The following is a 24,360-nucleotide window of genomic DNA, read 5'->3' on the forward strand; positions in this document are numbered from 1 at the left end:
CTACCGTTGACTGGCGGCAAGGACAACAAAAACCCTACTTAGACCAACGCTTCGCAGCCGCCTTCTTGGCGATCTCTGCGCGCCGCTCTGGCGTCATGTTCTCAGCGCTCTTCTTTCCGCCCCTCGCGCCGAGCGCCTTGGCGGCAGGGTCTTTGCCGTCTTCAACGATTTCGTCGGCTTCCTCGCCTGTTGCAATGCGCATGACGCGGACGGCGTTGCCGATCACGTCGGCGGGCCGCTTCTGGCCTTTAGGTCCGGTTGGCATTCTCTAGTTCTCCGCGTGGCTAAAGACGACAGCGCCGTTGTCCTTGCGAACTTCAACGCATACGACGCCATCGTCACCCCTTCGGGTCTGGAACATGGCGATTGCATGATCTTTGGCCGTCTTCTCAGCGTCAAAGGTCACCTTGTCGATGACGCCCCGTCTTCCATACCAGATGACAGTGTAGGCCACTGAAGCTCCCATGCTTTCCGCTAAGCATATGGGGCTTACCGCTTTAATGCCAAACCTAAAAGCGGTATCGCGGGATTTCAAACTGAGACACTACCCAAAATCGCCATGATTTGTGGTCTTGCTCTGTGCCGGGTATCGGGCAGGCATTTTCTTTCCCCCTAATGTGTGACTTTATGCCCGCCGTCATCCGCTGATTTGCGCATCGATCGAGGAATTCGCCCCAGTGTTCGTATCCTTCTTCCCGCAGCCGAAGCTCTTCTTTTCTTCGGCCGCCGTCTGGAGCCTTGCGGCGATCCTGTTCTGGTTTTTTGGTGGTGAGCAACTGGGAGCTGTGTTTGGCCTGCCGCCAGCCGCTGCGGGGACACCACCAATCATCGGCATCGCCGTTCTGGTGTCGAAGCCGTTCCTCTGGTTCTATATTTATTTCGTGGCATGCGTGGCCATCTTCTACGCGTTCTGGACCTGGTACTCGCCGCATCCATGGCAGAATTGGTCGATCCTGATGACCGCGGTCATCCTGTTCTTCATCTATTTCAATGTGCAGGTCAGCGTCGCCGTCAACGCCTGGTACGGCCCTTTCTTCGACTATGTGCAAGGGCTGATGTCGGGGACGGGAAAGTCGACCAATGGCGAGTTCTACACCGGACTGGCCGACTTCTCGTGGCTTGCGCTGGTGGGCATGAACGTGCAGGTCGTCAATGCCTTCATCGTCAGCCACTGGATCTTCCGCTGGCGCACGGCGATGAACAACTATTTCATCGAGAACTGGACCAGACTGCGCCATATCGAGGGCGCCTCGCAGCGCATCCAGGAAGACACGATGCGGTTCTCGCAGATCATGGAAGATCTCGGTTCCAGCTTCGTCCAGTCGATCATGACCTTGATCGCCTTCCTGCCGGTTATGATCCAGTTGCAGGCCCACATCAGCGAATTGCCGATCGTCGGCGCGATCCCGCAGCCGCTGGTCGTCGCGGCCCTTGCCTGGTGTCTGTTCGGAACGATCTCGGTGATGATTGCCGGCCTGAAGCTTCCGGGGCTGCAGTTCCGCAACCAGCGTGTCGAGGCTGCTTACCGCAAGGAGCTTGTTTACGGCGAGGATCACGCCGATCGTGCGCAACCCGCCACCACGGCCGAGCTGTTCGCCAATGTCCGACACAACTATTTCAGGCTCTATTTCCATTACATCTATTTCAACGTCGTCCGGTACACCTACTTGCAGGCCGACAACATTTTCTCTCTGCTGATCCTGGGTCCGTCGCTGGTCGCGCACAAGATAACGTTCGGCGCGCTGAACCAGATATCGAATGCGTTCGGCAAGGTGACGGGCTCGCTGCAGTTCCTGCTCACCTCCTGGTCGACCATCGTCGAGCTGCAGTCGGTCCACAAGCGCCTGCGCGCCTTCGAGGCGACGCTGGAAGGCGCGCCGCTGCCTGACATCGACCAGCGCTATCTCGCAAGGCAGGGCGCCGAGGACCCGGCTTGAAAAAGCTTGGATCTTGATGCGAAGCGTTGGCGGTTCAGCCGCCAACCGAGGCCTTTTTTCGGCCTCCGCCCTGCCGCTCGACATAGTCGCGGAAGCTGATGCACTCGACATCGGACTTGACGCAGACCTCGCCTGCAAAGCGCTCCAGCGCGGTCCAGTAGGCGCCGTCATTCATCAGCGTGAAGTGGAAGCCGAGCTCAAGCGGAATGCGCTTGCCTTGATATTGCGCGTCGAAGGCCGCGCGGAAAGCGTCATAGGTCCGGTTGGCGAACTCGTCCGCCTGGCTTGGCCGTTCGAAGCCGCCCGAGTGGCGGACATAGAGATTGTAGTCCATCGCGATCACTGGTCGCGATTTCGGCCCTTCCGGGATCTGCGGCAGCGAAAAGCGGGTGATGCCGCCGACGGTCGGTGGCCGGGCAGGGCCCTGTGAGACACCGCTGGCATCGAACTGATAGCCGGCGGCGGGCAACGCTTCGTAAAGCGCCTTGCTGGTCGACAAATAGGGGGCACGGAAGCCAACCACCGCATGCCGCGCGAAGTTTTGCCAGCCTCCCGGTTCGGGCGTGATGCCGTTGATCGTGTAGGCGTTCTCGAGAATATGCTCGAACGAGGCGAACTCTTTCAGCCAGTCGGCTTTGCTCCAGTTCTTGCCATCGAAATGGCCACAGGCGTGGCTGGCGATGTCGTGACCCTCTTGTGCGGCGAGGCCGATCTGTTCGAGCCGCTCGGCCACGTCCTGCCTGGAGGCGGCAAAGCCAATGTTGGATTTGCCGGTCGACTTGCCCGGTGCGGTGTATTCCTTGCGCGTCTCTGGCGACAGCAGGAAGACGCACGACAGAAAATAGGTGAAGTGCGCGCCTGTGCGTTGCGCCAGCGCCCGGCTGCGCTTCCACTGCGAGATGTCGCGGGCGCTGTCGAAGGAGATGATGACGATCTGCTTCGGTTTTGCCGGCAGTGGCGGCGCGGGAGGATCGGCCAGAGCCCCGCCGACAGTGGTCAGCGAGGCAAGCGAGAACGCGACAACGCGACACAAACGAGACATAGGCAAATTTACAGGCTCCGGTCGGTCAGAAAGCCGGCTATCGCCCAAATGTGGCGCGGGTGCGATTGGCCTTTTCGTCCGTTTGCCCTGGCAATAGGCGATTTTCCGGTCGAACCCCTTCCATGCCGACAAAATTTCGCTAAAACGCGGGCTCATGAACCGCCCCGGCCCGGGGCAGGAATGGTTTGATTGATGTCCGACGACAGTTTTATCCGTGAAGTCAACGACGAGATCCGTCGCGAACAGGCGCAGGCGCTGTGGGACCGTTTCGGCCCGGCCTTGCTTGCCGTTGCGGTGCTCGTGGTGCTCGGCACCGCCGCCTTCGTCGGCTATCGCTATTGGGACGAGACACGCGCCAACCGATCCGGCGACGCCTTCTCGCAGGCCTTGAAGCTTGCCAACGATGGCAAGAACGACGAGGCACTGGCTGCGCTCGATCAGTTGGAGAAAGATGGCTACGGCGCCTATCCGCTGCTTGCCCGCATGCGCGCCGCGACGGTCAAGGCGAACAAGGGCGACGTCGATGCCGCCGTCAAGGATTTCGACGAGGTCGCGGCCGACACCGCCATCCCCCAGGGCATTCGCGACATGGCGCGGCTGAGGGCAGCACTTCTGCTTGTCGATTACGGCTCTTTCGCCGATGTCTCCAGCCGCGTCGAGGCGCTGACATCGGACACCAACACGCTGCGTCATACCGCGCGCGAGGCGCTCGGCCTTGCCGCCTGGAAGGAAGGCAAGACCCAGGATGCGCTGAAGCTGTTCGACCAGATCGCCGCCGATGACGGCGCCCCGCGCAACACGCGCGAACGGGCGACCTTGATGTCCGAGCTGATCCGCGGCTCGGGCAACGCGTCGTGATTTCGGATGACGTTCAAGGTAGCCATCATCGGCCGGCCTAACGTCGGCAAATCGACTCTTTTCAATCGGCTGGTCGGAAAGAAGCTGGCGCTTGTCGACGACACGCCGGGCGTGACACGCGATCGCCGTGTCCATGCCGCCAAGCTTTACGACCTGCATTTCGACGTCATCGACACCGCCGGTTTCGAGGACGCCGGCGCCTCGACCTTGCCCGGACGCATGCGCGCGCAGACCGAGATCGCCATCCGCGAGGCCGACCTGATCTTCTTCACCATCGACGCCAAATCCGGCCTGCTGCCGGACGACAGGACCTTTGCCGAGATCGTGCGCAAATCCGGCAAGCCGGTCGTGCTGGTTGCCAACAAGGCGGAGGCGAAAGGCGCGCAGGGCGGCATGCTGGAGGCCTGGGAACTCGGCCTCGGCGAGCCGATCCCGGTCTCGGCCGAACACGGCCAGGGCCTGCCCGATCTCCGGGATGCGGTGATCGCAGCACTTGGCGAGGAGCGCGCCTTCGGCGAGGACGATGAGGATGACGAGGAGGTCGCCGCCAGTGAAGTGCTGATCGGCGAGGACATCGCCGATCCGGATGCCGAGGATGCACCTGCCTACGATGACACCAAGCCGATGCGCATCGCCGTCGTCGGCCGTCCGAACGCCGGCAAGTCGACACTGATCAACGCGCTGATCGGCGAGGAGCGGCTGCTGACCGGACCGGAAGCCGGCATCACCCGCGATTCCATCTCCGTCGATTGGGACTGGCGCGGGCGGCGGATAAAACTGTTCGATACGGCAGGCATGCGCCGCAAGGCCAGGATCCACGAAAAGCTGGAAGTGATGTCGGTGCAGGATGGCTTGCGCGCCATCCGTTTCGCCGAGATCGTCATCATCGTACTGGACGCCACCATCCCTTTCGAGAAGCAGGATCTGCAGATCGCCGACCTGATCATCCGCGAGGGCCGGGCGCCGGTGATCGCCTTCAACAAATGGGACTTGATCGACAAGCCCCAGGAACTGCTGGCGGAATTGCGCGAGAAGACCGAGCGGCTGCTGCCGCAGGTGCGCGGCATCCAGGCGGTGCCGGTCTCGGCCGAGACCGGACGCGGCCTCGACAAGCTTATGGACGCAGTATTGAAGACCCACAAGGTCTGGAACAGCCGCGTTTCGACCGGCAAGCTCAACCGCTGGCTGGAAGCCATCCTGGCGCATCACCCGCCGCCCGCCGTTGCCGGGCGCCGGCTGAAGGTCAAATATGTCACCCAGGCCAAGACACGGCCGCCGGGCTTCGTGGTCCAGTGTTCGCGGCCGGACGCGATGCCGCAATCCTATGTCCGCTATCTCTCCAACAGCCTGCGCGAAGCCTTCGACATGCCCGGCGTGCCGATCCGCATGGCGCTGCGCACCTCGGACAATCCGTTCGCCGGCCGGGCCAAGAAGCGCGGCTGAACCTCGGCGCCGATCAGGCCACGGCCCGCAGGCCCGGCATCGCTGGCCCTCGCGTTTTCCGGCAGTGCCTGTCGCGCCGCTTCCGTCGATATATCCGCGAGGCGACCGCAATTTGCGCGCTGATTGCCTCGCCGATCTTTCTGCGTCCGACCTGAGTGCTCCGCCGCAAAACCGCCCGACTTCGAAACCACGACCTTGAGCCGACTGAGAAAACCCGATCAATCCCGTTAACGTCCCATCAAGGTTAATGCATCATTTTGCTCTCCAGTGGGGTCAGTAGCGTTCCTGGAGAGAGTTCCGTGCATCGACGTATGTTGAAGCGGCTTGTTGCCGCCGCCGGTGAGAAACGCAGCTTCGTATCCCCGCTCATCATTGGTCTCGGCATCTGGATAGGCTTTCCGACCGTCGCCGCCTACCAGGATATGACGAGCCTGGTGTCCGGCCTTGAGGCACCGACCGCGCGCTGGAATTCCTATGTCGAAAAATCCGTTGCCGGCTCGGTTCATGCCGCCGAGATGCCGTTCGTCGATTCTGATAAAACCGCGTCGCTCTCCGGTTCCGGCGTGCGCCTTCCCGGCGTCGGCTCCGTCTCGTTCCGGGGCAAGGGCGGCAAGGTCAACGCGACGCCAGACGAGGACCGCGTCGTGCGAGCCGACAAGAAGGGCCGCATCGTCCAGGTGTCTCCCGTTGCACCGCCGAAGAACTTCAACGCCGGGTCGATCTTCCAGCGGACCTCCTCCCTGATGCGACCGACCATGGACAGCGGCCTGAAGATGGCGTTCGCCAAGCCGCAGATCAAAGGCAAGGAAATCCAGATCGCCTCGGAATTCCATGCGCGTGAGGACAAGAAGCCGGATCCGGGCGTGCCGGCCATGCTTGCCGCCCTGGTCAACAACTCCCATCCGGATGTGCTGGCGACCGCCTATGCGCAATCGGCGCCGGACTACGCCAAGGCCTCGCCCTTCGAAGCCCTGCTTCAGGACGAACAGCCCAACAGCGGCCGCTTCATTCCGCCGATGGCCAAGGGTGACCATTGGTGGATCCAGAACCCGCTTCCAGCCAGCGTCTTCTCCAAGCCCGAGCAGAAATGCCTGGCCAACGGCATCTATTTCGAGGCGCGCGGCGAATCCGTGCGCGGTCAGGCCGCTGTCGCCCAGGTCATCCTCAACCGCGTCCGCAACCCCGCCTATCCCAACTCGATCTGCGGCGTCGTCTACCAGAACGACAGCTGGTTCAACCGTTGCCAGTTTTCCTTCGCCTGCGACGGCAGGAAGAAGCGCATCGACAATCCTGTCGCCTACAAGACCGCGCAGGACATCGCCATGGCCGTCACCGCCGGCAAGATCTTCATCCCGGAGGTCGGATCATCGACGCATTACTACGCCCAGTATGTCCATCCGGGCTGGGCCCACACGATGCAGAAGATGACCAAGATCGGCCTGCATATCTTCTATCGCACCTATGGCGGCGGCTGGAGCTGAGGCCCCGGCAGTCGCCGATCTTTTCATGCGCTTGTGCGGCTGATTGGGGAGCCGTTGCAGGGGGGATTCGTGCAACGCATCCCCATCCTCGTGGCGGGCACGATGTCGCACCTCTCTAATAGATTGATTTTGCTGCCTAAAATACATGACAATGAACTTCCGCCCGTGGCTTGACGGGCGCAAACCCTCTAACTATGTTGCCGGCGACTTTAGAAGCGGACGGACGGTGACGGTCTGACCGGGCAGGGGGGGTACGATGGCCGATAAAAGCGGGCCAGACGGATCCGGAGAAACCGGCCGCGGCAAGCAGCATGAAGCCGGCATCCGCGATGACGATCTTGAGCGACGTCGGCGTGAACTTGAAGCATCGCTTGCGACAAGGCTGCCGAACCGGCGTGAGGGGAAAGACGACGCGAAAGCGGGCAGTGCGGCCGGTTATGGCCAGGCGGTCAAACTCTCCAGTGAATTTATCGCTGGCGTGGTGGTGGGCGCCGGCATCGGCTGGATCATCGACCGTATGGCGGGGACATCGCCGTGGGGTCTGATCGTTTTCTTGCTGCTGGGTTTTGGCGCCGGCGTGCTCAATGTCATGCGTTCAGCGGGCGTTGTGGCGGAATTCGGACAGGGCGACAAATCGCGCTCTGACCGGGACGACAGCAAATAGCCGCTCTCGCGGCAATGGTAATTTAGCCGTACGCGGCATTGACGGGGTGAGAACGTGGCAGCTGACAAGGTCGATCCGATCCACCAGTTCCATATCATCAAGCTGATTCCGATTAATATCGGCGGCTACGACCTGTCCTTCACCAATTCGGCGCTGTTCATGGTCGCGACCGTGTTCGTGGCGGCGGCGTTCTTGTTCCTGACGACGTCGAGCAGGAGCCTGGTCCCCGGCCGACTGCAGTCGGTCTCCGAAATGGCGTATGAATTCGTCGGCAACATGTTGCGCGATGCCGCCGGCACGCAGGGCATGAAGTTCTTCCCGTTCGTGTTCTCGCTGTTCATGTTCGTGCTGGTCGCCAATCTGCTCGGCCTGTTCCCCTATTTCTTCACCGTTACCAGTCATATCATCGTGACCTTCGGCCTGGCCATCCTGGTGATTGGCACCGTCATCGTCTACGGCTTCATGAAGCATGGCCTTGGCTTCCTGAAGCTGTTCGTGCCGAAGGGCGTGCCCCTCGTGATGATGGTGCTTGTTGTTCCAATCGAGGTGATTTCCTTCGTATCGCGCCCGGTCAGCCTCTCGGTTCGTCTGTTCGCGAACATGCTCGCAGGTCACATCACGCTGAAGGTGTTTTCGGGATTTGTCGTCAGCCTGAGCGCGCTGGGTGCGCTTGGCGTTGCGGGTTCGATCTTGCCGCTGGCCATGGCAGTGGCGTTGACGGCGCTGGAGCTGCTCGTGGCGCTCTTGCAGGCCTATGTCTTTGCGGTGCTGACCTGCATGTATCTGAACGACGCCCTGCATCCTTCGCACTAATTGGAGTTTCCGGCATGGCTGCCGGATGGAATCGCAACGGAATTTTAGATCCAAAGGAGTTGAACAAATGGACGTGGAAGCAGCAAAGTACATCGGCGCCGGCATCGCTTGCCTGGGCATGGGTGGCGCGGGTATTGGCCTGGGCAACATCTTCGGCAGCTATCTCTCGGGCGCGCTGCGCAATCCGTCGGCAGCCGATGGCCAGTTCGGCCGTCTGATCTTCGGTTTTGCCGTGACCGAAGCTCTGGGCATTTTCTCCCTTCTCATCGCGCTTCTGGCCCTGTTCAAGTAAGCCTTGCGCCATCTGGCCCAACGTCACGGCGTTCGGGGCTTGAATTTCGGGGATAGTCCATGTTCGTGACATCTGCCTTTGCGCAAGAGTCCGCGCCTGCCACCACGGAAGGCGACACGCATTCCGGTACCGGCGTGCCTGCGGAAGCACACGGCGCGTTCCCGCCATTCGATCCTGCGACGTTCCCGTCGCAGCTTCTGTGGCTGGCGATCACGTTCGGGCTGTTCTACCTCTTCCTGAAGAGGGTGGTGATGCCGCGTGTTGGCGGCATCATCGACGTCCGCAACGACCGCATCAGTCAGGATCTCGACCATGCGGCCAGGTTGAAGGGCGAGGCCGACGCTGCCGTCGCTGCTTACGAGCAGGAACTGGCGGAAGCCAAGAAGAACGCCAACTCGATCGGCCAGCAGGCCAACGATGCGGCCAAGGCGGAAGCCGAGACCGCTCGCAAGAAAATCGAGGCCGCCCTCGATGAGAAGCTTGGCGAGGCCGAGGCGCGCATTTCTTCCATCAAGGCCAATGCCATGAAGGAAGTCGGCACCATTGCCGAGGACACCGCTTCGGCGATTGTCGAGGCACTTGTCGGCGGCAAGGCCAGCAAGGCCGAGATCGCGGCCGCGGTCAAATCCGTGGCCAGGTGAGGAGCGCATCATGGACGCCACATCTCTAGCAACGCTCTGGGCCACGATTGCCCTGATCATCTTTCTGGGTATCGCCATCTACATCAAGGTGCCTGGCATGATCGCCAAGGCACTTGATGCCCGCGCCGCCAGGATCAGCAGCGAGCTCGACGAGGCACGCAAGCTGCGCGACGAGGCCCAGCAATTGCTCGGCCAGTACCAGAAGAAGCGCAAGGAAGCCGAGCAGGAGGCTGCCGCCATCGTCGCGGCCGCCAAGCGCGAAGCCGAACTGCTCGCCGCCGAGGCGCACAAGAAGACCGAGGACTATGTCGCTCGGCGCACTGCGCTGGCCGAACAGAAGATCGGTCAGGCCGAGCGTGGGGCGATTGGCGAAGTGCGTGCCAGCGCCGTCGACATCGCCGTCGAGGCCGCCCGCGCGCTGCTCGCCGCCAAGGTCGACATCAAGGCCGGGGCCGACCTGTTCAAGGCTTCGCTCGCGGATGTGAAGGCCAAGCTGAACTGAGCGGCGCGCCAAGCCGCCGACATGAAGCCGCCCGGGCAACCTGGCGGCTTTTTTGTTGTGCGCGGATAATCTCCCCCGTCCCGACCGTGAGATCGACTGCGACGAGGCAATGGAGCCGCCGCCTTCGAAGGTTTCGGCGAGCATCCTACTGTGGTTGGCTAATATCGCGCGGCGGGTGCCCGGTGACTCGGCTGAACACCCGCGAGAAGGCGGCCGCGCTGTCGTAGCCGACCTGTGCTGCGACGGTCTTGACAGGTTTGCCCTTACCAAGAAGCTGGCGCGCGATCGTGATGCGCCAGACCGTCAGGTATTCAATCGGTGGCCGACCGACCAGCTTCCGAAAATGCTCGGCGAAGCGCGTGCGTGACATGCCTGCGACTTCGGCGAGCTCCTCGAGCTTCCAGGGCTTCTTCGGCGCTTCGTGTATCGCCGTCAGCGCTTTGACGAGACGTGGGTCGGCGAGCCCGGCGAGAACGCCGGTTGAGACAACACCGCATTCGATGACGTGTCGCACGATCAGGATCAGGAGATACTCGAAGAGCCGGTCGAGCGCCGTCTGGCGGCCACCACCTTCCGCGAACGCTTCGCCGACCAGCAGGTCACAAACCGGCCGCAGCGCCGGATGCTCTGCGAGCGGTAGGACCACGCAGTCTGGCAGGCCCAGTGCAATGGGATTGCCCTCCGCACCCCCGAGTTCGACGGTTGCGCAGACGAGGTCGGCCCCGCGCCTGGAATCAACCGCGAAGTCATGGGTCCGCCCACGCGGAAAAAACAGCAGGGTTGGCTCAAGGAATTCGAGATCGGCCTCTCCGCTCCGGCTGACCCTGAGCTCGCCAGCCTTGAGCATGTGCAGATGACCCACACCAGTGAATTGCAGCGCCTGGCAGAGCGTCCCGGTGAAGAACGTCTGAGCGGTTGGCGTGACATGGGTAAAGAGGGCGGCCAACGGGTCCATTGGGACGATCAGCAAAGTTATTGGCACCGAAGAGTACCTGGAGTGCTGCATATAGGAGTGGCGTGCAATCAACACAAGGAACTCTGACATGCCCCGTATCGCTCCTATCGACACTGCCCATGCCGACGCTGCCGTCCAGACCACATTGGCGGGCGTCAAAGCCAAAATCGGCATGGTGCCGAATCTTTTTTCCACCTTCGCCCAATCGCCCGCCGTGCTGAACGGCTACCTCGCTTTGTCCGATGCCCTTGGCAAGGGTGTGCTCACGGCGAAGCAACGCGAGATCATTTCGCTCGCTGTCGGGCAGGCGAATGAATGCTCTTATTGTCTCTCAGCCCATACGCTGATGGGCAAGGGCGCAGGCTTGTCCCCGGAAGGTATTCGCAAAGCCCGCGAGGGCAGCGCTGAAACCGCGCTGGACGCGGCCGTTGCCTCATTGGCGCGTCGTCTCATCGACGTGCGGGGGCAGGTCCTGGATGCGGATCTTGTCGCAGCGCGTTCGGCCGGTCTCGGCGATGCGCACATCGTCGAGATCGTCGCAAATGTCGCCATCAATGTGTTGACCAACTACACCAACAACGTCGCATTGACGGAGATCGATTTCCCCAAGGTCGACGTCGAACTGCGCTCTGCCGCCTGACCCGATGGGCGCGGCGCACAATCGGTCCGGCGCCGCGCCCGTTTGCCCCAAAACCTTCAAACGCAATCGGAGAGTGTCATGAATTTTCGTTTCGTCACAAAGACCGTTCATGCCTTCCTCGACTATCCCGTTGCGCTGAGCCTGGCGGCCACGCCGTTCCTGCTCGGACTTGGCCGCGGCAATCCGCCGGCGCTCTGGGTGTCGGTCGCAGCCGGCGTGGCCGCGTTCATCCTGACCCTGTTCACCGATCACAGGACCGGTGTGTTCCGTGTGCTGCCATATTGGCTGCATTTGGCGGTTGACCGTCTCGTCGGAATTGTCTTCGTCGCAGTGCCCTTCGCGCTCGGCCTCCAGGGTCTGGACGCCTTCTACTACTGGGCAAACGGCGCTGCGGTTCTCCTGGTCACTCTCGTATTCAACGCTCCCAAGGGTGAGAATCGCGCGATGGGGACGGTGCACACCTGAAAGCTGGTGGGAAATCACTGGACAGCGGCCGAGTTGTCTTGGGCCGTTGCTGCTGTGACAAGGTCGGCGCTAAGCCTAAGCCTTGGCGGTACCTCCTATGAAATCGCGACCCCTGGCGGTCAGCGCCGGTCGATCCCGTTATTGGCTAAGCGAAACCAGAAGCAGCCATTCGGCTGTGCGTTATGCGGGAAGTGACCGATAGCGGACTAAGTGTTTAATCCAACCCAGCGAGGACCTCTTCTTCAATGACCTCGGCACCGCCCAGCCTGAATGGCGCGAAGGATACGCGGTGAAGCCGCGCGACCGGGCCATGCGCCTCGATCGCCGTCCGATGCCGGGCCGTGGCGTAGCCCATATGGACCTCGAAGCCGTATCGTTCGTGGTGGCCGCCGCAGCCGCACATCATGCGGTCGCGCATCACCTTGGCAACGATGGAAGCGGCCGCGATCGACTGCGAGCGCTGGTCGCCCTTGATCAGCGCGCGCCCGTCGCAAGGCAGTCCCGGCGGCACATCGCGACCGTCGGCGAGCGCGAGCTTGGGTTTTACCGGCAGGCCGACCAGGGCACGGCGCATCGCTTCCAGGCTCGCCTTGAGGATGTTGCTGTTGTCGATGCCTTCCGCGCTGATCGACGCCATCGAAACCCCAAGCGCCGAACCGATGATACGCTGGAAAAGCGCTTCGCGCTGCAAATGGCTCAGCCGTTTGGAATCGTCTAGCCCTTCGGGGATATTGGCGGGATCGAGCACCACCGCGGCGGCGACGACCGGCCCGGCCAGCGGGCCGCGGCCGGCCTCATCCATCCCCGCGACCGGCCACAGGCCGTCGGCCATCGCCTTCGTCTCGAAGGAGAAATCGGGCTTCTCGACGATTTCGAAGAGAAGCGGAGAATCGGAACGCGCGCGAGCCATGTTGCGGCGAGGTTCGCATCGGCTCCGATTCTCCGCAAGTCCCTCCGGGTCGGGTGAGGCGCCGGACCGGGAGGGCACCGTCTGCAGGCCGGGGCAGGCCGGACGGGATTTTTTTGCTTGGCAGCAATGAAACTGCCGCAGCGCTTTAGGGTCTTCAGAGCAGCATCAACTGCTCCTGGTCCTTTCCGGCCGCGACGAACTGGTCGGTCCGCAGGGTGCGCCGTTCGGCGTTGAGTCCGAGTCGTTTGGCGGTGATCTCGAAGCGGCGGCCGATCTGCCAGGCATAGGGTCCGGCGCCCTTCATGCGCTTGCCCCATTCCGAATCGTAGTCCTTGCCGTCGCGCATCGAGCGGATCAGCGACATCACGTGGCGATAGCGGTCGGGATAATGGCGCAGCAGCCAGTCCTTGAAGATCGGGCTGACTTCCAGCGGCAGGCGCAGCACGACATAGCCCGCCTCGCGCGCGCCGGCGGCACGCGCCGAATCGAGGATCCGTTCCATTTCCTGGTCGGTAAGACCGGGGATGATCGGCGCCACCATCACCGAAGTTGGAATGCCGGCATCCGAAAGCTGCCTGATCGCTTCTAGCCGCTTGGACGGCGTTGACGCCCGCGGCTCCATGGTCCTGGCCAGCATGCGATCCATTGTCGTCACCGACAGCGCCACCTTGGCGAGCCCACGTTCGGCCATGCGCGACAAGATATCGATGTCGCGCGTCACCAGAGCGGACTTGGTGACGATGCCGACCGGATGGCCGCGCGCTTCCAGCACTTCGAGGATCTCGCGCATGATCCGGTATTGCTTCTCGATCGGCTGGTAGGGGTCGGTGTTGGTGCCGATGGCGATGGTGCGCGGCTGGTAGCCATCCTTAGACAGTTCCTTGTCGAGCAAGCGTGCCGCATCCGGCTTGGCGAACAGCTTGGATTCGAAATCCAGGCCAGGCGACAGGCCCATGAACGCGTGTGTCGGCCGCGCGAAGCAATAGACGCAGCCATGCTCGCAGCCGCGATAAGGGTTGATTGACCGGTCGAAGGAGATATCGGGCGATTCATTGCGGGTGATGATGGTGCGCGGTTTTTCCACCTGCACCTCGGTCTTGAACGGGGGCAGTTCCTCCAGGGAACTCCAGCCATCATCGAAAACATGCCGGCTGACAGGTTCGAACCGGCCGGACGGATTGATGCCCGCCGACCGGCCGCGGTTGCGGTCCGGACGGATGCGCATGCCGCTCTGCTCGATCATCGCATTGGCCATCTCGGCTCTTCCTGCCCCAAAGGCGGCAATGTCGGCACGCATGATCGGTTCCATCTTTGCCCGCTCCCAAGGAGTGTCCATGTTGTGTCGAATCGCTCTGCTCATGAAATTATTCCTATTTCGCCGATGAGAACAAAGCAAGAACTTTCTATGTTGCGTTGCAAAACTGGCACTGTGCGCGGGTTTCCGCTATTCGGCTGACATGCTCAGTGTTCTCATCGAAACCCGCAATAACGAGGAGGCTCTTGCCCGCACGCTCGGCTCGCTGATTGGCGGGGCGGTCGAGGGCGTGGTGCGCGAGGTCATCATCTGCGACACCGGTTCCACCGACCAGACGCATTATGTCGCCGAGCACGCCGGTTGCCAGTATGTGGCGAGCGGCGGTATCGCCGCCGGCATCCGGCAGGCCAAGGGCGACTGGCTGCTGCTGTTGGAACCGGGCGCGCGGCTGGTGGAGGGCTGGATCGAGGCGGTCGTCGTCCACACGGCCAAGCAAACCATGGCGGCGCGCTTCTCACGCGCGCGGGGCAGCCGCGCGCCGTTCCTGGCCCGGGTCTTTTCGGGAAACCGGGCGCTCGCCGAGGGGCTGGTGATCAGCAAGCGTCAGGCCACGTCCCTGTCGAAGAACGCCGGCAGCGCCGAGGCTCTGGCGCGCGGCCTGGCGACAAAGAAACTCGACGCCGAGATTTGGGTCGCCCAGGCCAAGCAGGAACACCGCTCTTCGAAGTGATATTTTGCAACGGCTGTTTCGCATTGCAGAAAACGGCTGTTTCGCATTGCAGAAAATGTGACGCGGGTTAGCGGAGGCGCCGGTGCCGTTCCGTTTTTGGAAATGGCGCTTGGAAAGCCATTCAGCCTTTGGTTTTCATGGAGCGGCTTTTCCGCGCCGCAGATGCTCGTCCAGGCGCGGCATGATCTCGACGAAGTTGCAGGGCATGTGCCGGTAGTCGAGTTGCGCCTTGAGGATGCCGTCCCAGGCGTCCTTGCAGGCGCCGGGCGAGCCCGGCAGCACGAAGACGAAGGTGGCGTTGACGACGCCGCCGGTCGCCCGGCTCTGGATTGTCGAAGTGCCGATCTTGTCGTAGGAGATGCGGTGGAACACTTCCGAAAAGCCGTCCATGCGCTTTTCGAAGATCGGCTCCAACGCCTCCGGCGTCACGTCTCGGCCGGTGAAGCCGGTGCCACCGGTGGTGATGACGACGTCGATCCCCGTGTCCTTCGACCAGCCAAGCACCTTGTCACGGATTTTGTCACGGTCGTCGGTAACGATATCGCGGGCGGCCAGGATGTGGCCGGCCTCGGTGATGCGGTCTGCCAGCGTCTGGCCGGATTTGTCGTCGGCGAGGCCGCGCGTGTCCGAAACGGTCAGCACCGCGATGCGCACGGGAATGAAAGAACGGCCCTCGTCAGTCGTGGCCATCTCACTCAGCCTCCGATGTCATGCTGCGCGTTGCCGCGACGAACCAGTCGGGCTGGCGGCTTCGGATCTCGGCGGCCGCGCGCTTGGCGACATTGCCGGTCTCGAACAGGCCGAAACATGTCGCGCCCGATCCGGACATGCGCGAAAATCCTGATCCGGCCTTGTTCAGCCATGAAAGCGCCCTGCCTATGGCGGGCTGCATGGCAACGGCCGCCGGCTCGAGATCGTTGCGGGTGACCTCCAGCCAATTGCGCAGGCTGTGAAAATCGATGCTGCGCGGCAACGGCGGCAATGGCTCGTTGTCGCGATGGGAAAGCGCCGCGAAGACGTCCGCTGTCGGGAGCGGCATTCCAGGATTGACCAGCACCAGTCCCAGCGCTGAAAAGTCCGGCACCATCGACAGTTCGTCCCCAATGCCGCGCGCCACCAGCGGCTTTGCCGCCAGGCACATCGGTATGTCGGCGCCAAGCGAGAGGCCGATCCGCGCCAGTTCGGCGCCATCGATGTCCAGGCTCCATGTCCGTGCCAGCCCGCGCAGGGCCGCCGCCGCGTCGCTCGATCCGCCGCCGACGCCGGAGGCGACCGGCAGGTTTTTCTCGAGCCTGATGACGACGGGCGGAGTTCTTTCGGATGCAGCCGATTTTCGCAAGGCATCGCGCGCCTTGAGTACGAGGTTGCTGTCGTCCAGGGGAACTGCCGGCGCATAACGGCCGGACACGATGAAATCGTCGCTGTCGGCGAGCGCGATCTCGACCCGGTCGCCAAAACGCGTGAACACCGCCAGGCTTTCGATCAGGTGATAACCGTCGGGGCGCCTGCCGGTGATATGTAGCGCCAGATTGATCTTGGCATGCGCATGCCAGGTGCGCGAACCGATGTCGGTGTCCACGGCGTCAGTCGTATGGGGAATGATGTTCAGTCCTTGGCCAGCCGGTATTCGCCGGTCTTCGGATCCTTGACCAGCGTTCCCATCGCGCCATTGGCCGCCTGCTTTTCGGTGCGCCGCACCTTGGCCGTCACGCGTTCGGCTTCCCTGACGAAAGTGCGGTAGCCGAAATAGGCGGCGACGCCAACGACGGTGAAGAAAATGATCTGCGGCATGTCAAAACTCCTCCCACGCTGGGCCGGCGAATGCGACCGGTCGGGTCGGTTATGCATGTTGTCCAAAAGTGTGTTCGGTTTCGGGAAGACAACAATGCATTAGACTTCAAGCCTTCATGCTAGACGGTTTTACCGGCTTTTCAAAGCCCGAAGCGAGCCCACAAGGCGCGCTCTTCCGCCGCATCGATGACGCCGCTGGCGGCCGCGGCGGCGATGTCAGGCGCCGAAAAGCCCTTGCTTGAGCCGAACAGGCCGAAGCGACCGAGGAAACCATGCGGCGCCGATACCAGTCTGAGTTGCGTCTTCGTCCCGAACCGGGTCTTCAGCACCGTGCGCATGTCGCCGAGCGCGTCGACGAGGCCAAGCTCAAGACCCCTTTTGCCGGTCCAGAACAGGCCGGTGAACAGGTCCGGATCGTCCTTCAGCCTGGTACCGCGCCGCTCCTTGACGAGATCGATGAACGTGCCGTGCACCTCGAGTTGCAGTGCCTTCAGCCGCTCGACGTCTTCCTTCTTCTCGGGCTTGAACGGATCGAGCACCGCCTTGTTCTGGCCGGCGGTGTAGACACGGCGCTCGACGCCGATCTTCTTCATCAGCTCCGGAAAGCCGAACGAGGCCGAGACGACCCCGATGGAGCCGACGATGGAGGACGGATCGGCGAAGATCTCGTCGCCGGCAACCGCGATCATATAGCCGCCCGAGGCCGCGACGTCCTCGACGAAGACCAGCACCTTCTTGTTCTTTTCGTTCGCCAGGTCGCGAATGCGCTTGAAGATCAGCCGCGACTGCACTGGCGAGCCGCCGGGCGAATTGATCGAGATGGCGACTGCCGGCGCGTCGAACGAAAAGGCCTTCTCGATGAGGCCAGCGGTGGAGGCCAGCGACAGGCTCGGCCGGAACGGACCGCCACCGGCCATGATGGTGCCATGCAGCCGGATGACCGGAATGGTGACGACGGTGGAGCGCCAGGATTTCGGCAGCAGTCGGTTGAAAAGACGTTTCACGAGAGGACGGTCTCCGGTCGATGGTTGCAGGCATGTAGGGATTTCCCGGCCAACGGCAATGTGGCGGCCAGGAATAGCTCAATCTCCAAACAGCGAGGCGAGACCATTGGTGATCATTTCGCTGCGCTCGTCAGGGCCGTTGCCCGACTGCGGGTGAAGCATCAGCGGCGGCCGGATGGCGAGTTTTCCGCGCGCGCCAAGCGATGCGCGCACGACGATGCGGATCGCAGTCGCGTCGGGGCGAGGGTGCACGGCCAGCATCTCGGCGTCGCCGAATCGGCCGGCGATCGCATCGAGAATGGCGCCGAGCTGTTCGGGTCGCGCGATGACGGCAAGCCCGCCGCGCGGCCTGACCACCGCCGCCGCGCTGCGGATCCAGCTTTCGAACAACCCGTCTTCCATGACATGGGCTTCCTTCCGCAGGCGCTCTGGCGTGGCGCGGTCCCGTGCGGCGTTGAAGGGCGGGTTCATGATGACGAAGTCGAAATCATTGTCGGCGAGGCCGGCGGCGGCCCGGGCGCGGCCCGACACCGTGACATCGGCGACAAGCACGGCTGCGCGATCGCTGAGATGCGCATTGCCGGGATGGGCAAGCGTGGCTGAGGCGAATGCCGCCATTTCCGGCGCACGTTCGACAAGCACGGCAGCCGCCGCACCCGGGCAGCGCGACAGCACCGCGAGGCCGGCGGCTCCGGCGCCGGCGCCGAAATCGGCGAGGCGTCCGCCAAAGGCGGATGGCACGGAGGCCGCCAGCATCATTGCATCCATACCGGCGCGGTGGCCGCCATGCTTGGGCTGCACGAGCCAGAACCGGCCGCGATGGAAGGCGTCGACCGTATGGGCCGGTGTGTCCGGGGCGAGGGCGGCTGGCGCGGCCGACATCTATTTTCCGCGAATCTCGTTGGCGATGCCGGCGTCCCTCAGGATGCGCCGCGCGGCGTCGGCCTGCTCGGCGTCGACCATGACGCGCCGCGGCAGGATGCCCAGAGAACCGTCCAGCACGCTCATGTTCTGGTCGGCGACGAAGCAGCCGATGCCGGCATCGCGCATCAGCGATTCGACAAAGGAGATGATGACGGCGTCGTTGGTGCGGATGAGCTCTATCATCGGGTGAAACTCTCAGTTTACGGCGCTGATGTAAACGGGGACGTGGATTCCCGGCATCTCCAGCACCCTGACTTACCTCTGAGCGACGGCATGGTCGCGGCCCCACCCTATCGACCGCTTGCTGTCCAACCTCGCATCCTCGGCAGAGCCTCGCTCCCTGCGGTACCGGTTGACACGCTGTCATCGCCGCCGCGCCAATTCGCCACTTGCCGTGGCCATGTCCGCCGCCCTAGAGTCACACTGGGACCAAGGGTGCCGTCGCACGCGTTATACCAAGGCGGGAGAGTTGTCGTGGGTGTCGTTCTCAACATGGAAAATGGGAAGCGGGAACCCGCCTCCATCAAGGATCTGATCGATCTAACGGCGGGCGATATGGGGCGCGTCAACGAATTGATCCTGTCCAAGGCCGGCTCCGACGTCGAGATGATCCCGGAGGTCGCCAACCACCTGATCTCGTCCGGCGGCAAGCGGCTGCGGCCGATGCTGACGCTGGCCGCCGCCCAGATGTTCGGCTATGCCGGCGAAGGCCACGTCAAGCTCGCCACCTCGGTCGAGTTCATGCACACGGCCACGCTTCTGCACGACGACGTCGTCGACGAGAGCGGCATGCGGCGCGGCAAGAAGACCGCCCGCATGATCTGGGGTAACCAGGCGAGCGTTCTGGTCGGCGACTTCCTGCTCGGCCAGGCCTTCCGCATGATGGTCGATGTCGGCTCGCTCGAAGCGCTCGACATCCTGTCGAGCGCCGCCTCGATCATCGCCGAGGGCGAGGTCATGCAGTTGGCGGCGGCCAAAAATCTGGAGACGACCGAGGACGAGCACTTCGCCGTGATCAAGGCCAAGACCGCCGCGCTGTTTTCGGCCGCTGCCGAGGTTGGACCGGTCATTGCCCTGGCGACCCGCAATGATCGCGCCGCACTTCGCTCTTATGGCATGAATCTCGGGCTCGCTTTCCAACTCATCGACGATGCGCTGGACTATGGCGGCACCAGCAAGGACCTGGGCAAGAATGTCGGCGACGATTTCCGCGAGGGCAAGGTGACCTTGCCGGTCATCCTTGCCTACCGGCGCGGCACCAAGGCCGAGCGCACCTTCTGGAAACGCGCCATCGAGGACAATGTCGTCGATGACGCCGGCCTGGAAAAGGCGATCGGCCTGATGACCCGCCACGGCGCCATCGCCGATACGATCGGGCGCGCCCGCCATTTCGGCGAGATCGCCCGCGACGCGCTGGCGCCGCTGGAAGAGACGCCGCAGAAATCGGCGCTGATCGACGTCATCGATTTCTGCATCAGCCGGGTGAACTGAGCGGCGTTTCTCCGGAGTTTCCCCGGCATTGTGTTGGGGGAATGTCGGCAACAACGGTCTCGCCGTCTCGACAAGCTGCCATGTCGCAAATTATCTATAAAACATGGCAAAGGGCACGGACGACACCATAGCGGTGCGCATCAGCAAGGCGCTCGCGGACCGCATCATCTCGGGCGCGATCGAGCCTGGTGCCCGGCTGCGCCAGGATCATGTCGCCGAGGAATTCCACACCAGCCATGTTCCGGTACGCGAGGCCTTTCGCCGCCTGGAGGCGCAGGGGCTCGCCGTCAGCGAGCCGCGCCGCGGGGTGCGCGTCGCCGCCTTTGATCTCGGCGAGGTCAAGGAGGTCGCTGAAATGCGGGCAGCACTCGAAGCGCTGGCGCTGCGCCATGCCGCGCCGCATCTGACGTCGGCCATTCTCGATCTCGCCGAGGAAGCCACCAAGGCCGGTGACAAATCCCGCGACGTCAGGTCATGGGAGGAAGCCAACCGCGCCTTTCATCGGCTGATCCTGGCGCCATGCGCCATGCCGCGGCTGCTCGCCACCATCGACGACCTGCACGCCGCGAGCGCCCGCTTCCTGTTCGCGGCATGGCGATCGGAGTGGGAGACGCGCACCGACCAGGACCACCGGGCAATACTGACCGCCTTGCGGCAGGGAAACACCGAATCGGCCGCTGCGACGCTGGGGCGGCATGTCCAGTGGATTGGCCGCAAGCCGGTCAGGACGGCCTCGGGAGCGACGCGCGAAGCTTTCGCGATCGTGGGTTGATGCATGTCGCCCGCAAGGGGCCTCGGTTTTTGGCCGAGCGACATCCATGAAACAAGGACCTGAAGCGCGTCGTGACGTGCTTCAGACAGTCTTTGCCGTGGAGAGGCTTGCTATCTCCGGAGAAATGTGGATTCGATAATAGATCAAAAGTCGAAATTATCTATAATTTCCATCGGTCGAAGGAATCCCCATGACAGACATCGCATTCACGTCCCGTAAGCCATCCTTCAGCCCACTCCGGCTCCAGGACCGCTCCCTTGGCTGGCAGGCCGGCGCCGTGGTGCTCGGCACGCTGTTCCTGGCGCTGTCCTCCTACATCGAGGTGCCGATGGTGCCTGTCCCCGTGACCATGCAGACCTTCGCCGTGACGCTCATCGGCGCGCTCTATGGCTGGCGGCTTGGCGCGCTCACCATAGCGGCATGGCTGGTCGAAGGCGCGGCCGGCTTTCCCGTCCTGGCCGGAGGCGCTGCCGGTTTGCAGCATTTCGTCGGGCCGACCGGCGGCTATCTCTTCGCGTTCCCGGTCACCGGCGCGCTGGTCGGCTGGCTGGCCGAGCGTGGCTGGAACGGCAATAGGGTGGTGCTTGCCTTCGCCGCCATGCTGCTCGGCAATCTTGTCTGCCTGGCGCTCGGCACGGCCTGGCTTGCCGTCATGATTGGTGCCGGGAAGGCCATCACTTTCGGCTTCCTGCCGTTCATTGTCGGCGGGTTGTTGAAGTCGGCGCTCGGTGCGGCGACGCTCATGGCGCTTCGCGGCGGCAAGGCGAAGCCGGCCAATATGTGATTATCGGCCGTGACGATCAGGCTGCGCGCCCATCACCTCCTTTGCCTGCTCACCTATGTGGGCAAGGGGTATAGTCCCGCCTTCACCGCCAATTATGACGGGATCGCGGAGCGCTTGAGCCGGGCCGAGGGCATCCTCCTCGTTTCCGGACCGGACGACATCTGCGCCCCATTGCTTGACGAGCCCGAGCCGCACTGCCTGCGCGAGGGCGCGGCCGCACGCGACCAGCTGGCCGCGCAGGACGTGGAGGAACTGCTGGCCCGGTCAATCCATGGCGGCATCCGCCTCGATCTCGATGCCACCATGCTGATACGGATGCGGCAGGCATTTTCGACCGGCCTCGTGCGCACGGCGTGCGGCGGCTGCGAATGGAGCGGGCTGTGCGGCACCATCGCCGCCGGCGGTTATCCCGATACGCGGCTGCAGCGGCCCGTTGGCGCGCAAGATTGTCCCTTCTAGCCATGGTTTGTTAATCGGGTGACCCGATTGTGAATTTCATGTGGATTGAAGCGCGACCCCAAAAAGGCCATGCTTTGCCTGGAAAGATCGAGTCTACGTCGATCCCGCTGACGCGGAGATGGCGCCTGGCTGAAAGGGATATGATGCAGCAAGGACGTGCGCGCTGGCTGACAAGGCTGGCAATTGTGACCGGCATGGCGATTTCGGCTTTGCCGGCCTATGCCAAGCAATCCACCGAACCGGTCAAGATCTCGTCGTTCTCCGGCGCCTATCTGGCTGCCAGGATCGCCGAAGGCGACAACGACCTCGATAGCGCCATCGCCTATTACAAGCAGGCTCTGGCCTTTAATCCAGGCGATACCGGCCTGCAGCAAAGCCTGATGCTGTCGCTGGTCGCCCAAGGACGCTTCGACGAATCCCTGGTCTATGCCGACAAGCTCAAGGAAGTGCCCGATGTCGAGCGCTTCTCGCGCCTGGCGCTGGCCGTCGATTCCTTCCACAAGAAGGATTTCACCAAAGCGCAGTACTGGCTCAAGCTATCGCTGGAATCCGATCTGGACCGCCTGATTTCAGGCGTTATGTCTGGCTGGGCACAGCAAGGTGCCGGTGAGGCCGCCGACGCGATGGCATCGATCGACAAGCTGCAGGGACCGGACTGGTTCGGCCTGTTCAAGTCCTTCCACCGCGCGCTGATCGCCGATGCCTCCAACATGCCCGAAAAGGCCGAGGCGATCTATGCCGCGACGTTGCAGGATACCGCCGCCGGCGGTGCGGCTCCCGAAACCTGGATGCGCAATTCGCAGGCCTATGCCTCGTTCCTGGCCCGCAAGGGCGACAAGGCCAAGGCGATCTCGGTGCTCAATCAGGCCGAGGCGTTTTCGCCGGGCAAGCTGGAAATCGTCGCCTTGCGTGACAGGATTGCCAAGGGCGACAAGATTGCGCCCTTCGTTTCCGGCCCGTCCGACGGTGCCTCCGAGATCCTGCTCGATCTCGCCACCGCGCTCAATCGTGGCGGCGGCGAGCCGTTCGTTCGTCTCTACCTGCAATATGCTCTCGCCTTGAAGCCCGACAGCGATGCGGCGCTTGTGCAGCTTGCCGCGGTCGCCGAGCAATTGAAGGACGGCGAGGGCGCCATCGCGCTTTATCGGCGGATCCCCGATTCTTCGCCGCTGAAGGAGCTTTCGGACCTGCAACTCGGCCTCAACCTTGCCGATCTCGGCCGCCATGACGAGGCGATCACGCATCTCAAGGCATTCGTCGATGCCCATTCCACCGACATGCGCGCCTATCTGGCGCTTGGCGGGGTCTATTCCTCGAAGGATGATTTCCGCTCGGCCGCCAATCTCTACGACAAGGCTGTCGAGGTGCTGAAGACGCCGACGGCGGCCAACTGGAACATCTTCTACCAGCGCGGCATCGCCTATGAGCGCCTGAAGGAATGGCCGAAGGCCGAGCCGAATTTCCGCAAGGCGCTGGAGTTGCAGCCGGATCAACCGCAAGTGCTGAACTATCTCGGCTATTCCTGGGTCGACATGAACACGAACCTGAAGGAAGGCCTTGCGATGATCCAGAAGGCCGTCGATCTCAGGCCGAGCGACGGCTATATCGTGGATTCGCTGGGCTGGGCCTATTTCCGGCTCGGCAGGTTCGATGACGCGGTGCGCGAGATGGAGCGCGCCGTATCGCTGAAGCCGGAAGATCCGGTGCTGAATGACCATCTCGGTGACGCCTACTGGCGCGTTGGCCGCAAGCTGGAAGCCACCTTCCAGTGGAACCAGGCCCGCGCCCTGAAGCCCGATCCCGATGTGCTGGCCGCCCTGCAGCAGAAGTTGATGAAGGGCCTGCCGCCGATCGAGTCCAACACGGCGCAGGAAACTCCGAAGGTCAAGCCCGAGCCGGTGCCGACCCCGAAGGGGTGAAATCGTCTTTTTTGAATGCGGACGGGGCTCTTTTCAGGGCCCCGTTTTCGTTTGGAAAGGTGTCGATACGCTGCTGTCTCAGAACATCTTGCGATAGACGACAAAGCCGGAGCGTTCGCCGACCTTGTCATAGAGCTTCATTGCCGTGTGGTTGGTTTCGTGCGTAAGCCAGTATACCCGGCCGGAACCGGCGGCTTGGGCGCGCTCATAGACGCCCTCGATCAATGCCCGGCCGACGCCCTTTCCACGCGAGGCCTCCGAGGTGAAAAGGTCCTGCAGATAGCAGTTCGGCGCGATCGCCGTCGTGCTGCGGCGGAAGAGATAGTGCACGAGGCCGAGAAGCCGTCCCTCGCTTTCGGCAACCAGGGCATGGACCGGCTCATAGGCATCGAAGAAGCGCGACCATGTCATCGCCGTGATCTCGCTTGCCAGCGCCGTCTCGCCCGAGCGGCCATAAAATGCGTTGTAGCCACCCCACAGCGGCAGCCATCGGTCGAAATCCCGCCGTGTGACGGGGCGGACGATGATGGAACTGGGCATGGCTGAACCTGTGTCGCTGTTGTGAGGGATCGAACAGACTTCAGGCTC

Annotated in this window: 30 protein-coding genes; 17 read left to right on the forward strand and 13 right to left on the reverse strand. The window is 62.9% G+C overall.

Features of this window, described 5'->3' with window-relative positions:
* Window positions 1-34: 34 nt before the first annotated feature.
* Both FJW03_RS03215 and FJW03_RS03220 read right to left on the reverse strand, forming a co-directional pair.
* Window positions 35-265 (reverse strand): RNA-binding protein, encoded by a 231-nt coding sequence (locus FJW03_RS03215; protein ID WP_140760726.1) that lies wholly within the window; start codon window positions 263-265, stop codon window positions 35-37.
* A gap of 3 nt (window positions 266-268) precedes the next feature.
* A complete protein-coding gene (locus FJW03_RS03220; RefSeq protein ID WP_140611010.1) occupies window positions 269-454 on the reverse strand; it encodes a hypothetical protein in 186 nt (61 codons plus the stop codon).
* A gap of 223 nt (window positions 455-677) precedes the next feature.
* Between FJW03_RS03220 and sbmA the strand changes: the two genes are divergently transcribed.
* The gene (gene sbmA, locus FJW03_RS03225; RefSeq protein WP_140611012.1) at window positions 678-1,937 is read left to right on the forward strand and encodes a peptide antibiotic transporter SbmA; all 1,260 of its coding nucleotides are present in this window, start codon (window positions 678-680) and stop codon (window positions 1,935-1,937) included.
* 34 nt (window positions 1,938-1,971) lie between these two features.
* Here sbmA and FJW03_RS03230 read toward each other — a convergent pair whose 3' ends face one another.
* The gene (locus tag FJW03_RS03230; protein WP_140760727.1) at window positions 1,972-2,979 is read right to left on the reverse strand and encodes a polysaccharide deacetylase family protein; all 1,008 of its coding nucleotides are present in this window, start codon (window positions 2,977-2,979) and stop codon (window positions 1,972-1,974) included.
* Between the two features lie 192 nt (window positions 2,980-3,171).
* Here FJW03_RS03230 and FJW03_RS03235 point away from each other — a divergent pair, with 192 nt between their 5' ends.
* The 8 genes from FJW03_RS03235 to FJW03_RS03270 all read left to right on the forward strand — a co-directional run bounded on the left by FJW03_RS03235 (window position 3,172) and on the right by FJW03_RS03270 (window position 9,673).
* Window positions 3,172-3,837 carry a tetratricopeptide repeat protein gene (locus FJW03_RS03235; protein ID WP_140760730.1) on the forward strand — a complete coding sequence of 222 codons (666 nt, stop codon included), beginning with the start codon at window positions 3,172-3,174 and terminating at the stop codon, window positions 3,835-3,837.
* A gap of 6 nt (window positions 3,838-3,843) precedes the next feature.
* On the forward strand, window positions 3,844-5,280 hold the full coding sequence (gene der, locus FJW03_RS03240) for a ribosome biogenesis GTPase Der (protein ID WP_140760732.1): 1,437 nt from the start codon (window positions 3,844-3,846) through the stop codon (window positions 5,278-5,280).
* Between the two features lie 299 nt (window positions 5,281-5,579).
* Complete coding sequence (locus FJW03_RS03245; RefSeq protein WP_140760734.1) at window positions 5,580-6,761, forward strand: cell wall hydrolase; 1,182 nt, start codon at window positions 5,580-5,582, stop codon at window positions 6,759-6,761.
* A gap of 256 nt (window positions 6,762-7,017) precedes the next feature.
* Window positions 7,018-7,425 (forward strand): AtpZ/AtpI family protein, encoded by a 408-nt coding sequence (locus FJW03_RS03250; RefSeq protein ID WP_140611024.1) that lies wholly within the window; start codon window positions 7,018-7,020, stop codon window positions 7,423-7,425.
* A 54-nt stretch (window positions 7,426-7,479) separates the two neighbouring features.
* Window positions 7,480-8,238: a F0F1 ATP synthase subunit A gene (locus tag FJW03_RS03255; protein WP_140611026.1), complete on the forward strand. Its 759-nt coding sequence runs from the start codon at window positions 7,480-7,482 to the stop codon at window positions 8,236-8,238.
* Window positions 8,239-8,305: 67 nt separating this feature from the next.
* Complete coding sequence (locus FJW03_RS03260) at window positions 8,306-8,530, forward strand: F0F1 ATP synthase subunit C (RefSeq protein WP_140611028.1); 225 nt, start codon at window positions 8,306-8,308, stop codon at window positions 8,528-8,530.
* 59 nt (window positions 8,531-8,589) lie between these two features.
* Window positions 8,590-9,171, forward strand: a complete 582-nt coding sequence (locus tag FJW03_RS03265; RefSeq protein ID WP_140742604.1) for a F0F1 ATP synthase subunit B — start codon at window positions 8,590-8,592, stop codon at window positions 9,169-9,171.
* 10 nt (window positions 9,172-9,181) lie between these two features.
* Window positions 9,182-9,673 (forward strand): F0F1 ATP synthase subunit B, encoded by a 492-nt coding sequence (locus FJW03_RS03270; protein WP_140760737.1) that lies wholly within the window; start codon window positions 9,182-9,184, stop codon window positions 9,671-9,673.
* Window positions 9,674-9,818: 145 nt separating this feature from the next.
* Here FJW03_RS03270 and FJW03_RS03275 read toward each other — a convergent pair whose 3' ends face one another.
* Window positions 9,819-10,718 (reverse strand): AraC family transcriptional regulator, encoded by a 900-nt coding sequence (locus FJW03_RS03275; RefSeq protein WP_226890573.1) that lies wholly within the window; start codon window positions 10,716-10,718, stop codon window positions 9,819-9,821.
* Between FJW03_RS03275 and FJW03_RS03280 the strand changes: the two genes are divergently transcribed.
* Together FJW03_RS03280 and FJW03_RS03285 are read left to right on the forward strand one after the other, a co-directional pair.
* Window positions 10,717-11,268 carry a carboxymuconolactone decarboxylase family protein gene (locus FJW03_RS03280; RefSeq protein WP_140760741.1) on the forward strand — a complete coding sequence of 184 codons (552 nt, stop codon included), beginning with the start codon at window positions 10,717-10,719 and terminating at the stop codon, window positions 11,266-11,268. The two genes, FJW03_RS03275 and FJW03_RS03280, sit on opposite strands and share 2 nt — an antisense overlap.
* A gap of 78 nt (window positions 11,269-11,346) precedes the next feature.
* Entirely contained in the window at window positions 11,347-11,733 is a 387-nt protein-coding gene (locus FJW03_RS03285) for a hypothetical protein (RefSeq protein WP_140611036.1), read from the forward strand.
* A gap of 214 nt (window positions 11,734-11,947) precedes the next feature.
* Here FJW03_RS03285 and FJW03_RS03290 read toward each other — a convergent pair whose 3' ends face one another.
* Window positions 11,948-12,643, reverse strand: coding sequence for a ribonuclease HII (locus FJW03_RS03290; protein WP_140760743.1), 696 nt, complete (start codon window positions 12,641-12,643; stop codon window positions 11,948-11,950).
* Between the two features lie 154 nt (window positions 12,644-12,797).
* Complete coding sequence (locus FJW03_RS03295; protein WP_140697703.1) at window positions 12,798-13,952, reverse strand: PA0069 family radical SAM protein; 1,155 nt, start codon at window positions 13,950-13,952, stop codon at window positions 12,798-12,800.
* A gap of 148 nt (window positions 13,953-14,100) precedes the next feature.
* Here FJW03_RS03295 and FJW03_RS03300 point away from each other — a divergent pair, with 148 nt between their 5' ends.
* Window positions 14,101-14,628, forward strand: coding sequence for a glycosyltransferase family 2 protein (locus FJW03_RS03300; protein ID WP_140760745.1), 528 nt, complete (start codon window positions 14,101-14,103; stop codon window positions 14,626-14,628).
* A 135-nt stretch (window positions 14,629-14,763) separates the two neighbouring features.
* On the opposite strand, the gene moaB is transcribed toward FJW03_RS03300, so the two are convergent.
* From moaB to FJW03_RS03330, 6 genes are all read right to left on the reverse strand, one after another.
* A complete protein-coding gene (gene moaB, locus FJW03_RS03305; RefSeq protein ID WP_140611040.1) occupies window positions 14,764-15,318 on the reverse strand; it encodes a molybdenum cofactor biosynthesis protein B in 555 nt (184 codons plus the stop codon).
* 1 nt (window position 15,319) lies between these two features.
* Entirely contained in the window at window positions 15,320-16,207 is an 888-nt protein-coding gene (locus tag FJW03_RS03310) for a 4-(cytidine 5'-diphospho)-2-C-methyl-D-erythritol kinase (protein WP_140760748.1), read from the reverse strand.
* Window positions 16,208-16,233: 26 nt separating this feature from the next.
* Window positions 16,234-16,419 carry a membrane protein gene (locus tag FJW03_RS03315; RefSeq protein ID WP_013896713.1) on the reverse strand — a complete coding sequence of 62 codons (186 nt, stop codon included), beginning with the start codon at window positions 16,417-16,419 and terminating at the stop codon, window positions 16,234-16,236.
* Window positions 16,420-16,559: 140 nt separating this feature from the next.
* On the reverse strand, window positions 16,560-17,423 hold the full coding sequence (locus FJW03_RS03320; protein ID WP_140611044.1) for a S49 family peptidase: 864 nt from the start codon (window positions 17,421-17,423) through the stop codon (window positions 16,560-16,562).
* Between the two features lie 78 nt (window positions 17,424-17,501).
* The gene (locus FJW03_RS03325; protein ID WP_140760751.1) at window positions 17,502-18,305 is read right to left on the reverse strand and encodes a tRNA1(Val) (adenine(37)-N6)-methyltransferase; all 804 of its coding nucleotides are present in this window, start codon (window positions 18,303-18,305) and stop codon (window positions 17,502-17,504) included.
* Window positions 18,306-18,530, reverse strand: a complete 225-nt coding sequence (locus FJW03_RS03330; RefSeq protein WP_140611048.1) for a DUF2007 domain-containing protein — start codon at window positions 18,528-18,530, stop codon at window positions 18,306-18,308. It lies immediately after the preceding gene.
* A gap of 291 nt (window positions 18,531-18,821) precedes the next feature.
* Here FJW03_RS03330 and FJW03_RS03335 point away from each other — a divergent pair, with 291 nt between their 5' ends.
* The 5 genes from FJW03_RS03335 to FJW03_RS03355 all read left to right on the forward strand — a co-directional run bounded on the left by FJW03_RS03335 (window position 18,822) and on the right by FJW03_RS03355 (window position 23,772).
* Window positions 18,822-19,838, forward strand: coding sequence for a polyprenyl synthetase family protein (locus tag FJW03_RS03335; protein ID WP_140697689.1), 1,017 nt, complete (start codon window positions 18,822-18,824; stop codon window positions 19,836-19,838).
* A 103-nt stretch (window positions 19,839-19,941) separates the two neighbouring features.
* Entirely contained in the window at window positions 19,942-20,610 is a 669-nt protein-coding gene (locus FJW03_RS03340) for a GntR family transcriptional regulator (RefSeq protein WP_140760753.1), read from the forward strand.
* 190 nt (window positions 20,611-20,800) lie between these two features.
* The gene (locus FJW03_RS03345) at window positions 20,801-21,394 is read left to right on the forward strand and encodes a biotin transporter BioY (protein ID WP_140760755.1); all 594 of its coding nucleotides are present in this window, start codon (window positions 20,801-20,803) and stop codon (window positions 21,392-21,394) included.
* A gap of 9 nt (window positions 21,395-21,403) precedes the next feature.
* Complete coding sequence (locus FJW03_RS03350; RefSeq protein ID WP_140760758.1) at window positions 21,404-21,853, forward strand: DUF1284 domain-containing protein; 450 nt, start codon at window positions 21,404-21,406, stop codon at window positions 21,851-21,853.
* A gap of 143 nt (window positions 21,854-21,996) precedes the next feature.
* Window positions 21,997-23,772 carry a tetratricopeptide repeat protein gene (locus tag FJW03_RS03355; protein WP_140760836.1) on the forward strand — a complete coding sequence of 592 codons (1,776 nt, stop codon included), beginning with the start codon at window positions 21,997-21,999 and terminating at the stop codon, window positions 23,770-23,772.
* Window positions 23,773-23,850: 78 nt separating this feature from the next.
* Here FJW03_RS03355 and FJW03_RS03360 read toward each other — a convergent pair whose 3' ends face one another.
* Window positions 23,851-24,312, reverse strand: a complete 462-nt coding sequence (locus tag FJW03_RS03360; RefSeq protein WP_140760760.1) for a GNAT family N-acetyltransferase — start codon at window positions 24,310-24,312, stop codon at window positions 23,851-23,853.
* Window positions 24,313-24,360: the final 48 nt, after the last annotated feature.

It is taken from the genome of Mesorhizobium sp. B4-1-4, from assembly GCF_006439395.2.
GTDB lineage: Bacteria > Pseudomonadota > Alphaproteobacteria > Rhizobiales > Rhizobiaceae > Mesorhizobium.

What these genes read in the sequence shown, in the direction of transcription:
- FJW03_RS03265 (WP_140742604.1), top strand. Translation starts at nt 8,590, where the DNA reads ATGTTCGTGACATCTGCCTTTGCGCAAGAGTCCGCGCCTGCCACCACG.
- FJW03_RS03275 (WP_226890573.1), bottom strand. Translation starts at nt 10,718, where the DNA reads ATGTCAGAGTTCCTTGTGTTGATTGCACGCCACTCCTATATGCAGCAC.
- FJW03_RS03260 (WP_140611028.1), top strand. Translation starts at nt 8,306, where the DNA reads ATGGACGTGGAAGCAGCAAAGTACATCGGCGCCGGCATCGCTTGCCTG.
- FJW03_RS03235 (WP_140760730.1), top strand. Translation starts at nt 3,172, where the DNA reads ATGTCCGACGACAGTTTTATCCGTGAAGTCAACGACGAGATCCGTCGC.
- FJW03_RS03280 (WP_140760741.1), top strand. Translation starts at nt 10,717, where the DNA reads ATGCCCCGTATCGCTCCTATCGACACTGCCCATGCCGACGCTGCCGTC.
- FJW03_RS03270 (WP_140760737.1), top strand. Translation starts at nt 9,182, where the DNA reads ATGGACGCCACATCTCTAGCAACGCTCTGGGCCACGATTGCCCTGATC.
- der (WP_140760732.1), top strand. Translation starts at nt 3,844, where the DNA reads ATGACGTTCAAGGTAGCCATCATCGGCCGGCCTAACGTCGGCAAATCG.
- FJW03_RS03355 (WP_140760836.1), top strand. Translation starts at nt 21,997, where the DNA reads ATGCAGCAAGGACGTGCGCGCTGGCTGACAAGGCTGGCAATTGTGACC.
- FJW03_RS03230 (WP_140760727.1), bottom strand. Translation starts at nt 2,979, where the DNA reads ATGTCTCGTTTGTGTCGCGTTGTCGCGTTCTCGCTTGCCTCGCTGACC.
- FJW03_RS03345 (WP_140760755.1), top strand. Translation starts at nt 20,801, where the DNA reads ATGACAGACATCGCATTCACGTCCCGTAAGCCATCCTTCAGCCCACTC.
- FJW03_RS03300 (WP_140760745.1), top strand. Translation starts at nt 14,101, where the DNA reads ATGCTCAGTGTTCTCATCGAAACCCGCAATAACGAGGAGGCTCTTGCC.
- FJW03_RS03285 (WP_140611036.1), top strand. Translation starts at nt 11,347, where the DNA reads ATGAATTTTCGTTTCGTCACAAAGACCGTTCATGCCTTCCTCGACTAT.
- moaB (WP_140611040.1), bottom strand. Translation starts at nt 15,318, where the DNA reads ATGGCCACGACTGACGAGGGCCGTTCTTTCATTCCCGTGCGCATCGCG.
- FJW03_RS03340 (WP_140760753.1), top strand. Translation starts at nt 19,942, where the DNA reads ATGGCAAAGGGCACGGACGACACCATAGCGGTGCGCATCAGCAAGGCG.
- FJW03_RS03360 (WP_140760760.1), bottom strand. Translation starts at nt 24,312, where the DNA reads ATGCCCAGTTCCATCATCGTCCGCCCCGTCACACGGCGGGATTTCGAC.
- FJW03_RS03325 (WP_140760751.1), bottom strand. Translation starts at nt 18,305, where the DNA reads ATGTCGGCCGCGCCAGCCGCCCTCGCCCCGGACACACCGGCCCATACG.
- FJW03_RS03315 (WP_013896713.1), bottom strand. Translation starts at nt 16,419, where the DNA reads ATGCCGCAGATCATTTTCTTCACCGTCGTTGGCGTCGCCGCCTATTTC.
- FJW03_RS03215 (WP_140760726.1), bottom strand. Translation starts at nt 265, where the DNA reads ATGCCAACCGGACCTAAAGGCCAGAAGCGGCCCGCCGACGTGATCGGC.
- FJW03_RS03290 (WP_140760743.1), bottom strand. Translation starts at nt 12,643, where the DNA reads ATGGCTCGCGCGCGTTCCGATTCTCCGCTTCTCTTCGAAATCGTCGAG.
- FJW03_RS03250 (WP_140611024.1), top strand. Translation starts at nt 7,018, where the DNA reads ATGGCCGATAAAAGCGGGCCAGACGGATCCGGAGAAACCGGCCGCGGC.
- FJW03_RS03295 (WP_140697703.1), bottom strand. Translation starts at nt 13,952, where the DNA reads ATGGAACCGATCATGCGTGCCGACATTGCCGCCTTTGGGGCAGGAAGA.
- FJW03_RS03330 (WP_140611048.1), bottom strand. Translation starts at nt 18,530, where the DNA reads ATGATAGAGCTCATCCGCACCAACGACGCCGTCATCATCTCCTTTGTC.